The sequence below is a fragment of the Arenibacter palladensis genome, from assembly GCF_900129275.1.
GTDB classification, from domain to species: domain Bacteria; phylum Bacteroidota; class Bacteroidia; order Flavobacteriales; family Flavobacteriaceae; genus Arenibacter; species Arenibacter palladensis.
On record NZ_FQUX01000007.1, the window covers coordinates 14,231 to 26,482 of the forward strand.

6 protein-coding genes are annotated in these 12,252 nt (G+C 41.0%); 2 read left to right on the forward strand and 4 right to left on the reverse strand.

The genetic code is table 11. The annotated features are described in order from the left end of the window. Together BUA60_RS16995 and BUA60_RS17000 are read left to right on the forward strand one after the other, a co-directional pair. Window positions 1-1,524, forward strand: a complete 1,524-nt coding sequence (locus BUA60_RS16995) for a sulfatase (RefSeq protein WP_072863783.1) — start codon at window positions 1-3, stop codon at window positions 1,522-1,524. A 207-nt stretch (window positions 1,525-1,731) separates the two neighbouring features. Beyond that, a complete protein-coding gene (locus BUA60_RS17000; RefSeq protein ID WP_072863785.1) occupies window positions 1,732-4,431 on the forward strand; it encodes a glycoside hydrolase family 78 protein in 2,700 nt (899 codons plus the stop codon). 114 nt (window positions 4,432-4,545) lie between these two features. On the opposite strand, the gene BUA60_RS17005 is transcribed toward BUA60_RS17000, so the two are convergent. From BUA60_RS17005 to BUA60_RS17020, 4 genes are all read right to left on the reverse strand, one after another. Beyond that, window positions 4,546-6,246 (reverse strand): GMC oxidoreductase, encoded by a 1,701-nt coding sequence (locus BUA60_RS17005; RefSeq protein ID WP_072863787.1) that lies wholly within the window; start codon window positions 6,244-6,246, stop codon window positions 4,546-4,548. 308 nt (window positions 6,247-6,554) lie between these two features. Next, window positions 6,555-8,390, reverse strand: a complete 1,836-nt coding sequence (locus BUA60_RS17010) for a sulfatase-like hydrolase/transferase (protein ID WP_245802572.1) — start codon at window positions 8,388-8,390, stop codon at window positions 6,555-6,557. 1 nt (window position 8,391) lies between these two features. Next, on the reverse strand, window positions 8,392-10,674 hold the full coding sequence (locus tag BUA60_RS17015; RefSeq protein WP_072864078.1) for a glycosyl hydrolase: 2,283 nt from the start codon (window positions 10,672-10,674) through the stop codon (window positions 8,392-8,394). Between the two features lie 594 nt (window positions 10,675-11,268). Then, on the reverse strand, window positions 11,269-12,231 hold the full coding sequence (locus BUA60_RS17020; protein ID WP_072863789.1) for a ThuA domain-containing protein: 963 nt from the start codon (window positions 12,229-12,231) through the stop codon (window positions 11,269-11,271). Between the last annotated feature and the right edge of the window lie 21 nt (window positions 12,232-12,252).

The window sequence follows — 12,252 nt, forward strand, 5'->3', positions numbered from 1 at the left end:
ATGAAAAATGGAGTTTATATAATTTTTTTGCTGGGTTTACTTCTTTTGAACGCCTGCATGGAAGGAGGTAAAATAGGTGAAACCCAAAAAAAAGAATACCCTAATGTACTTTTTATTGCGGTCGATGATCTCAACAACATGTTAGGGGTTTTGGATAGGTATTCCAATACTAAGACCCCCAATCTGGATAAATTGGCTGCAAGGGGCGTAATGTTTTCCGACGCCCATTGTCAGGCTCCTTTGTGCGGTCCTTCAAGAGCCTCCTTAATGACAGGACTACGTCCGTCTACCACAGGGATTTATGGTATGATAAATGACAACAAGATTCGCTCCGAAAACCCGGCGACCAAGGACATAATTATGCTGCCCGAATACTTCGGGAATAATGGATACCATACCATGGGTATTGGAAAATTGTTTCATGATCATGCTCCCGAAGGTGTTTTGGAAGAATCCGGTGGCAGGGTAAAGGGTTTTGGACCATATCCTAAGGAGCGCTTGGTTTGGGACGGTTACGGTACAGCTGACAGGGAAAAATATGGAAGAACGAGTACGGATTGGGGAGCTTTTCCCGAAGCCGATTCTTTAATGCCCGATCATAAATCGGTGGACTGGGTAGCCGAACGCCTGATTAGAAAGTATAACAAACCTTTTTTTATGGGAATCGGTTTTTTACGGGTACATGTACCCTTGTATGTTCCTCAAAAATGGTTCGATATGCATCCGCTGGATAGCATAAAAACAAGGCCATATAGGAAGGATGATCTTAACGATGTTCCGCCAATTGCGCTACAGATCAATGATCTGCCCATGATGCCCTCTACGGAATGGGCCATTGAAAGTGGGGAATGGCCTAAAATTATCCAGGCCTATTTGGCCTGCATTAGTTATGTGGATTATGAAATAGGTAGATTGATAGATGCCTTGGATAATAGTAGTTATGCAGATAATACGGTTATTGTCCTATGGTCCGATCATGGATATCGATTAGGGGAGAAGGGCACCTTTGCCAAGCATGCCCTGTGGAATTCCGCTACCAATGCACCGCTATTTTTCGCTGCACCCCAATTGCCAAAGGGTAAGATAATAGACACACCGGTAGAAATGCTTTCCATTTACCCAACCCTTTTGGAATTATGTGGGTTACCTGCCTATGAAAGAAATGAAGGTATAAGTTTAGTGCCTTTAATGCAGGATAAAGAAATGGACGAAACTTATGTGGCCATAACGACATTTGGAATGAACAATCATACCGTAAAATCCAATAAGTTCCGTTACATCCAATATGAAGATGGGGGAGAAGAGTTTTATGATCATAGATACGATAAGAACGAATTCGCCAATCAAGCTGAAAATCCCGAATATCGAAAGGCAATAGAGCGGCTAAAAAGGTACTTGCCCAAAACCAACGTGCAATGGGATCCAAATTCATCCTATACCTTTCAACCCTATTTTGTAGAGAATAAAGCTAGGACTAGCGGATCGGACGACAGCCCGATAAAGGTTATTGGAGCGCCTCAATAAATATTCCCAAACCCAGTTGTGTATGGGATCTTTCGGCCCATTAATTCTGTTCTAAAGTGGTAAAAGGACAGGATAGAGCAGGATGCACTTGCCTTGGTCTATAGGTACTTTTACAATGATATCAACTATTAAACAATTACTATCTTGAGAACAACAATTCAACGAGTTACGCTTATACTTCTTCTATGTATAATCACTTCTTTTTCGATGAAGAAGGCAGAAGTAATAAACCTGGTCACTGAATATAAAATAAACCCCATAGGGATTGATGTGCTTAAACCAAGGTTGGGTTGGCAATTAAATTCGGGCGAACAAAATGTAATGCAGACCGCCTATGAAATTAGGGTGGCCAATTCTAGGAAAGATCTGGAAAGCGGAAAAAATCTTATCTGGTCTTCGCAAAAAGTTGAAAGCGACCAATCTGTGAATGTGGTTTATGGCGGACCTGCGCTTACCTCCATGCAACGCGTATATTGGCAGGTAAGGATCTGGGACAATAAAAACCGTGCTACCTCTTGGAGTAGCCCAGCGTTTTGGGAAATGGGTATTTTGGATAGGTCATTATGGACCGCATCATATATTGCCATGGACGATATTACCACTGAAAAGAAATCGCATCCTTCCCAGTATTTTAGAACTGAGTTCAAAACCAAAAAAGCAATTAAATCTGCCAAAGTCCAGGTTACTTCCTTAGGTGTCTACGAATTATATTTGAACGGGGAAAAAGTGGGCAACGATCTTTTTACTCCAGGATATACCACTTATAATAAAAGGCTTCAGTATCAAACCTATGACGTAACTGAAATGTTACAAGGCAATAACGCTTTAGGGGCCATTGTGGGAGATGGTTGGTACCGCGGTAACATTGGTTGGAAAGGCGACTATGCCTTTTATGGTAATCAACTTGCCTTATTGGTACAGCTTAACATCAATTATACCGATGGTACCAATGAGACCATTGTGAGCAACGGGGATTGGAAGGCTTCCTATGGCCCCATTTTGGAATCCGATATGTACAACGGGGAGAAATATGATGCCCGACTTGAAATGGACGGTTGGACCCAAAGTGGATTTGATGACAACAAGTGGACAAAGGTTCAAATCCTTGACCATTCCAAGGAAATATTGGTGGCTCCCCAAGGTCCTCCTGTAAAGGCCATTGAGGAAATTAAACCCAAAAAGTTGATTACTACCCCTAAAGGGGAAATTGTATTGGATCTAGGTCAGAATATTGTTGGATGGGCACGAATGCGGGTAAGAGGTAACAAAGGTGACCGTGTTACCCTAAAATTTGCCGAAGTACTGGATAAAGATGGTAACTTTTATACCAAGAACCTCCGTGCAGCCGAGGCGACCGACATTTACACCTTGAAAGGTGATGGAGAGGAAATATTTGAACCCCATTTTACATCCCACGGATTCCGATATATTCAGGTAATAGATTACCCGGGCACCTTAAGTCTGGATGATATTACGGGGATAGTCATTCATTCCGATATTGCTCCTACTGGAAGCTTTACGACCTCAGACCCTATGATCAATCAACTACAAAGCAATATTCAATGGGGGCAAAAAGATAATTTTTTGGATATCCCTACCGATTGTCCTCAACGCGATGAACGGGCGGGTTGGACAGGGGATGCCCAGGTATTTAGTATGACCGCTGCCTATAATTTTGATGTGGCCACCTTTTATACCAAGTGGCTAAAAGATTTAGCCCTGGACCAACACGAGAACGGGTCGGTGACCAATGTAGTTCCGGATATACTTACTGGGGGTGAAGGCGTAAGTGCCCAAGGTGGGGCCACCGGATGGGCCGATGCTGCCGTAATTATTCCATGGACCGTATACCAATCCTATGGCGACAAAAGAATTTTGGAAGAACAATATGAAAGTATGAAAGCCTGGGTAGATTATATGGCCGTAAAATCAGGTGAAGATTATCTTTGGAACGACCCCAAGCACTGGCACTGGGGCGATTGGTTGGCCTATAACGCGGATAAGCCCGATTACAATGGTTCGGTTACCGAGAAAGATTTGATCGCGACCGCCTATGCCTATTATTCCACAACACTTTTAGCTAAAATAGCCGCCATTATTGGGAAAACAGAAGATGTAGGCAAGTATAAGGAACAGGCCGTAAATATAAAGAAAGCCTTTATACAAGAGTATATTACCCCCAACGGTCGCTTGGTATCCCATACGCAAACGGCTTATGCCATGGCCATTTCCTTCGATTTGATTCCTGATGGTTTAATTGAAAAATCGGCGGCATATTTTGCAGCGGATATAGAGAAATTCGGCCACTTGACCACTGGATTTTTAGGTACCCCCTTACTCTGTACTACACTCTCTAAAATAGGTCGCGACGATTTGGCCTTTATGTTGTTAAATAGAAAGGAATTCCCTTCTTGGCTTTATCCTATTACGATGGGAGCCACTACCATTTGGGAGCGTTGGGATACGCAGAAACCCGATGGCACCATTATAGAAGGCATGAACAGCTTTAATCACTATTCGTACGGCGCTATTGGGGAATGGCTATATACCCATGTGGGCGGATTAAGAATTGACCCAAAGAACCCGGGATACAAGCATATCATTTTTGACCCGCACCCAGGTGGAGGTTTGACTTCTGCAGATGCTGAATTTTTGTCCCTTTTCGGAAAAATAAAATCTGCTTGGGAAATTAAGGATGGAAAATTTCATTATGAAGTTGTGATTCCGGCCAATACCACGGCCAGTGTTACTTTACCAGAAGCCACCCCGGATAGCATTCTGCTCAATAACAGCAAGCTGAAATCAGATTTGTTAAAAACATTGAGGCAAACAGATGAAGGTGTACAATTGGAATTGGGCTCGGGTACCTACCAATTTAGCTATCCTTCAGGAAAGTTAAAACTTTAGCACAAGTAGCATATGATGAAACAAAAACCCCGACAATTGGTCGGGGTTTTTCAATTTAGGCATTGTCCAAAGTTGAAATGGCAATAAGCGCTTAAAAAAACTTAATCTTTAAGATTATAAATTCATTTTTTTCAGCTCTGTAACCGCATGATTTGCCGCTCTTGCCGTTAAGGCCATATAGGTCAAGGAAGGGTTTTGGCAGCCTGCAGAGGTCATACAAGCACCATCAGTTACATATACATTGGGTACTTCATGAAGTTGATTATATTTATTTAAGACCGAAGTCTTAGGGTCTCTGCCCATCCTAGCAGTTCCCATCTCGTGTATTCCTCCGCCCATATAGGATTCCCTATGGTTGGCCCTTACCTCTTTAAAACCGGCATTTTCCAGCATTTCCTGCGCTTGTTCTATCCAGTCTTTTTTCATACGCTTCTCATTTTCCTTAAACTCTGCATCAAATACAATAGTGGGCAGGCCAAACTTATCCAGTTTGTCATAATCGAGATACATATGGTTCTCGTGGTACGGCAATACTTCTCCGAAGCCCCCTAGATTAATTCGCCATTCTCCTGGTTGAAACACGGCCTCCTTAAATTCCTTTCCATAGGCATACTCCGGGATGAACGTACTAAAATCACTACGGCCGGCACTACCTTGATAGCCATATCCCCTTATGAAATCTAATTTTTTGGAAGAATTATTTACGTTTCTAAACCTAGGAATATAAAATCCGTTAGGTCTTCGTCCTTTGTAATACTTATCATCGTATCCGTCAATTTTTCCATTGGCGCCCCCACCCAGTTGATGGTCCATAATGTTGTGGCCCAATTCCCCACTTGCATTGCCCATTCCGTTCGGGAAAGCCTCTGATTTGGATTGCATCAATATGGCCGTAGAGGCCATGGATGAGGCACAGAGAAATACAATTTTAGATCTAAATTCCATCACTTCCTTAGTGTTGGCATCGATTATTCTAACCCCAGTAGCTCTCTTTTTATCCTTGTCATACAGTACCTCGGATACAATGGAATCTGGCCTGATGGTCATATTTCCAGTGGCTTCGGCCATGGGTATTGTTGAAGAATTTGAACTGAAGTAGGCACCATAAGGGCAGCCTCGTTTGCATCGGTTTCTGTACTGACAGCTAATCCTTCCTGCCCCGGGTTTTGTGCCTTCGGTAATATGTGCCACTCTCCCGATAGTTAAAACCCGATCATCATAATTTTCTGAAATACCTTTTTTCAAATGTTCTTCAACACAGTTCAACTCCATAGGCTTTAAGAATACACTATCGGGCAAATGAGGTAGCCCTAAAGCTTCACCACTAACACCAATATGTTTTTCCACATGGGCATACCAGGGCTCAATATCTTTGTAACGTATGGGCCAATCAACCCCAATGCCATCCTTAGCATTGGCTTCAAAATCCAAATCTGACCAACGATAGGTTTGTTTTCCCCATATCAGGGACCGGCCACCTACCTGTGTACCTCTAATCCAATCGAAACGTTTTGCTTCGGCATAATCATATTCCGAATCGTCATTAAAGAAATGCCGGGTAGTCTCATCAAAGCCCCAACGGGACTGTTTTGGGTATTTTGCCTTTATTTTTGCAGGGGTCTCCCCGGCATTGGGCAGATCCCAAGGATCAAGGTTCATAGTGGGATAATCCTGCACGTGTTTTACCATTCTTCCACGTTCCAAAACCAAGGTTTTAAGACCGTTCTCGCATAGCTCCTTTGCAGCCCAGCCGCCACTTATTCCTGTTCCTACTACAATGGCGTCAAAAGTATTTGTGTTCGATTCTACTGACATTCTCTTTAATTAAATGTTATATGTATGGACCTGTTACAGGTTAAATTCACTAGTAAGAGGTAATTTAATCAATATTTTAATTGTTTATCATACCCACAAAGAAGTTTGGTATGAAAAGCGTTTCAATATAGCATACAAAATAAAAAAGCGCATCCTGCTCTGTACTGCTATGACGGGTTATACTTTATTTGAAAGATGTGGGTTCCTAACTTAATTTCCAAGTTAGGGCCTAAAAAAATCACGCTGCTATTGAAATATGGTTTTACAGATGAACATAGAATTGCCTGAACTACATATGGTCCTATGTTTTACTCAATTTTTGTTTCCACTATTTCACTGGGCACAAATCCAATCCTATAAGCTTGAGCGATTAGCACACTTCCCGCAGGAACCTCAAATGGTTTTTGATAAACCGACCATACTTTTGGGGTAGTGCCATCCTTATCTATTATTTTATACCCTATAGAAGCTCCATCAGTAGCACATTCAAGTGTTGTTTTATTGTTGGATGAGGTTATGTTGGGTGCTGAAGTTATTGGTTGGGTTTTGGCACCATTCCAAAGATTGGCTATCAATTCTGCTTCAGGAAGGTTGGGCACATCCCCAATTTCATTTAGCCACCGATCCATTTCGGCTCGTAATTCTTCGATTTTTTCACTGTAATCCGGGTTTTGGGCCAAATTATGTAATTCATGGGGATCGGTTAGACAATCATACAATTCTTCCGGATCCTTCTGTTCCCTAAACCAAAGTGCTTGTATGCTATCCAAATTCCCTTCATCGCGCAAACGCAACAATTCCTGCATGGTAGGAATCCTTTCCCTATATTCCACTGGCAAATAATATCCTTGTTCCGGCCTATAATTTCTAATATACTTAAATTGGTCATCGCGAACGGCACGGATGGCATCGGTAAATCCGTCAAAACGATCTGCAGCGGCATGAATATATTTACGTTCGCTTTCAGCCTTATATTCCCCTAAAAACGCCTGTCCTTGCATATAGGAGGGAGGCTCAATTCCTATAATGGATAAAAGGGTAGGGGCAAAATCTACAAAACTGAGCAGTTGGGTATCTTTGGTTCCTGCAAGTTGTTTTTTGGGAAACCTTAAAATCATTGGGGTGTTTAAACCGGAATCATAGATCAACCGCTTTTCCCTGGGCAGGGGTCCGCCATGGTCACCGTAGAAAAAGATGATGGTATTTTCCAATAGCCCATCCTCTTCCAACTGCTTTAATATGGCCCCGACCTGCTTGTCCATTTCAGCCACATTATTGTATAGCTTCCACATATCCCTGCGTACTTTGGGAGAATCCGGAAGGTATGGAGGAATATCAAAATCTGTATCTTTTGGCAAATGTATTGTGGTTTCTTCTTCTGCCATACGGTCTCCACCCCATTTATAAGATCTATCCCCCTCATGATAATGCCTTGTTTCTATATTTCTAAAACCATAAGGCTCAAACAGTCCCGACTCATGGGTTTCCGTAAAATTGAACACTGAAAAGAAAGGTTGATTTTCATCACGATTGCGCCAATGCGCATAGGGACTACTTTCGTCCCAGGCCGTTTTTGGGGCTTCAAATTGATAATCTTCCTTATAGTTATTGGAGCAGTAATAACCGTTAATACGAAGTAGTTCACTAACCATACGGGCCTGGGTTGGTGGCACTGCGCCGTAGGAGGGCAACCCCGTAACTTCTGTATAGGACGTGGTACGCATATGGTTGGCTCCAATACTGGAAGGATACATCCCCATTATAATGGCAGCCCTACTGGGAGCGCAAACTCCTGAAGTAGAATACAAATTAGGATATACCACGCCTTCTGCGGCCAAGCGACTTAAATTAGGTGTCACAATAGTGGAATCACCAAAGGACGGAATGTAGGGTCCCATGTCTTCGGTTACCAACCACAAAATATTGGGTCGCTCGCCCAATTGCAACGAGCTTGCTATTGCATTTTCCTTTTCTTTATTCTTGGGCCCTGTTTGGCAACCCACTATTAGGTTTCCGGCTAAAAATAGGGAAAGTAGAAAAGGTTTTATATTCACTTCACGTAAATACATTTTTACTTCTTCTTTGCAACTTGATAGGGTTGAATAAATCAGGGTTAGAATAATTGTTCGAATTTCTTTTTTCATTTTAATATTGATTGGCAATCCAAAATATGGAACTTACAGGCTTAAGGATTAATTTGCATTTAGTATATTCTTGATTGTTGATCTTAAGGTATGAAATATTTTCAATGCGCTGTATATTTCCGTTATGCGGGTTGGCTTGGTGTAAATCTAACTTACCTTTTAAGGTAACTTCAGTTTCAATAATGTCATCACTAGAATTAGAAAAAAAATAAATATCCTTGCTATCCTTAATTTTATGAATATAGTTAAACTTACCCATATTTGTTGCTAATATTGGGTTTGGTGAAAATTCAACATCGGAATCCACATGCCTTTTTATGGTTTTGGATAAATTATCTCCGTTAGGATTGGGAATATGAATTGCCTCCCCCTTAACATTATTGCTATTGAATTTTATTTTTGAAAGTAAGGGGGCTTCTGGATTCACATTGAATATTTCAAATATTAATTCCTTAACTTTTTCATCTTGTCCCATTTCGGAAGATTTAAAAGGTAACTGCCCCGTTGAAATTACCACCCCGCCTTGATCGTAATATTTCTTTATTTTTTGTAACGTTTTTAATGAGATGACTTTACAACCGGTAATTATTATTGCATCGTACTTTTGATTATTTTCACGATTGTTCAAGAGTATGGAACCTTGCTTTATTTCATATTTATTATCCAAAAAATACTCGGGATGGATAAATGTAAAATCGTGCCTAATATCGTTGGTCAAAAAACCACCGATTTCCTGATAGTTGGTTTCTGGGGAAACAAAAAAACCTTGTCTTGGATTTTTTGGGTCCTCAAAACGGTACCAACCTGACAGTTCTTCAAAGGGATATAACACACCTATATTGGCAACACGTTTCCCCCCTTGCAATAACATGCAGGATCTACCTATGTAATTGGAATATGCGGGTAGTGCAGGAGCTAATTTTTTACTGTATGGGGAAACCAAGGGTGGAATATATACCTCATTGGGGTTATACCACATCCCGTGTGGAACTACAAAATTTACACCTCTGGAGAAAAGATCCATTGCAGACCGATATAACATTAACGAGTCAAATGACTGTTCTTTGTAGGCCCCGTAGATTTCTGTAGAAACAACGGGCTTGTCATAATAATCCGCAGCCGAACTTATAAGCTTATGACCGTTTTGACCAAATTGATATTCAATAATGGCGTCTGTTAAAGGTATGGCGGTATGACGGAAGAATTTAAAGATGTCACCGTTCATATCTATCGGGGTTGGATCATAATTACCTGGGGGGTGTCCCGTATCCTTGAGTCCGTTTGTCCGAGTCCATTCCCCAACCAATTTAGGAAACCCTTCTGCCAATAATTCCGCACGGGTATTGAAGAAGGCATGGCGTACGGCTTCAGTATCGGATCCAATATCGTACCAAAGTGCGGGGTACCAAGGTTTAGGGTCGAAACCGTTTAGTTCCTTAAATTTTTTATTGAAAAGACCAGTCCAGGTTCTTGGGTGTTTCCAAAAACCTACATCATCAAAAAAGGTCATTTTAATGGTATTTCCAAAATAGGATTCAAAATTTTCTTTGTATACATCATAAGTAATACGTATCATTTCCCTGACCGCTGTGGTATCCATATAATCAACTACTGGAAATGCTTTATGATAACTGTCCTTGACCATGACGAAGAACATGATTCTCCATGTTCCTTTGGGTACTTGCCATTTAAGAGTTCCATTTTCTACATAATCACTTAGTTCCAAGCGTTGTAATGTTTCTTGGTTCATTGCTACTGCAGAAAGTAATTTGCCCTCTGGTATGTTATCCTTGAAACTAGAAGGTCCTTTTACAATCTTTTCTACCTTATCCAAACGTTTCATGGTATGTTGAGGAAAAAGCTCGCCTATTTTTCCTCCAGCCATTCCACTAGGGAAATCATTGTCGTCGTACAATACTACCTTCATATCCAATTCTTCGGCAGTATCCAAAACATCCTGAAAACGGTCTAGATATTGTGGAGAAAGAAACTTGGGAGTTGTACCTGGCTTTCCATTATTTTTTGGTGCTAGGGGTAAAACACTAATACCACTAAAACCAGCCAGTTCTTTGGCATCTTTCATTTGCTTTCGAATGCCTTGGGTAGTGAGTTCACCATTGATGTGCCAAAAGGGCATGGGTTTGTATGCTTCCGGTGGATTTTTAAAATCCTCGATTAAATTTTTTGAAAATTCTTTCTTTTCAGATACACATGAATTATGTAATATTATTATAATTATGCTTAGGATTGTTAGGTTGATATGTCTTGCTTTGTTGTAGTACATTTTAATCATATTAATGGCTATATAGGCTTTCGTTGGGGTTTACTCTGTTTCTGATATATATATAAACTATATGTTTCCATACCTGATAGTTTTTCTACGACCATTTTCTTATCAAATTCTTTTTACAATTGTGAATCATAAAGTTTATAATAGTTGGGGTATTCGGCTCCTATACTTTCTAAATAATCAAATAGTCTTCATTTAGGTACGTTAGCCCCTTCGATATAATAATATATTTTGATTTGTTCTGGGAATTCCAAAATGGGATGAATATTAATGTCCTGCTTAAAGCAATTCCCATCAGCTATGGCCACTTTAAATATACCCATTGAATCTCTAAGTCCTATGGAGCTTTGTTTTTACCAAGTTTATCTTGTTTATAGTTCTGCGGAAGGTTTTTTACCGAAAATTAAGGTACGCCGGTCCACACTTCCCATTGCGATAGGGTTCGGCCCAAAAAGGGTATCCATTCATTATAGTTCAATTTTTTTATGGGGAGTTCGATATCATTTTGTCCAAAAGGATTAGGACTGGTATTGGAGATTAAAAAAGCTATATTTTTAGTTGTTGTTAAATTCTGCACAGCATACTCGTTTAATGGTTGGCAAGCTTAAATGTTCGTTGCCTAGGTTCTTGTGCTGTTGGAAAATCGATTGGGATGACTTGCGTTACCTTACCCGATGCTGCCCATTCCGTTCCCCTCAAAAAGGAAACGATAAACCCAACATTTTCAAAAGAATCGGTATCGTGGCCCAAAGCGTTGTGAAATATACGTCCCTTGCCATATTCTATGGTCATAAGCACAGGTTCTTGACGGTCCGTAGGGGCATTTTCACTTAAATCCTTACCCGTGGCCAATACGGTCATATTTTCGGCCGGACCGCGTAATTTGGCATAACATTCATCAATGCCTGTCATCCACACCTTGGGCATACCCTTGGTTATTGGGTGATCTATGTGTTGAACGGTAACTGGAAAATGGTGTCTGTCCCCATGGGCACCGGCCGCTCCCTCGCTTGTGTCGATCACCTTATTGCCCAAGTTGTCAAAATAAACATAAGGACCGTCTTTTTCGGTCCTATCTCCCCAACCTCCTAAGCCAATCATCTTATTATAGGCTTCCCATTCTGGAAAGGAGTTGTTGGCGGCATGGATACTTACAAATCCGCCTCCATTTTGTATAAAGGCTTCGAACGATTTTTGGGTTTCTATGGGCCATGGAGCTGCCTTCCATCCGAAGTTGGATATAACCACATCATACTTTTCAAAATCAGGATTAAATTCCGGGTCTGTTTTGGGTTGTTCCAATAGTTCATTTTTTCCAGTTTTTGAAAGGGGTAAATAATCCATTTCCCGTTCAGCCTTCCACAGGTATTGGGTACGTTGGATATCAACCTCAAAAAGACCTGTTTCTTCTAGATATTGCTTCATCATAATGGTAGATCTGGGCCAAACAAGATGATTGTTTTGCCCGTCAACGATAAGCACTTTCATTTTACTTTGTGCGGTAATCGATAGAGATAATATCAGTAGGAGGTAAGTGAGGTATAATTTCATGGTCTTGCTAGTATGTTAAGG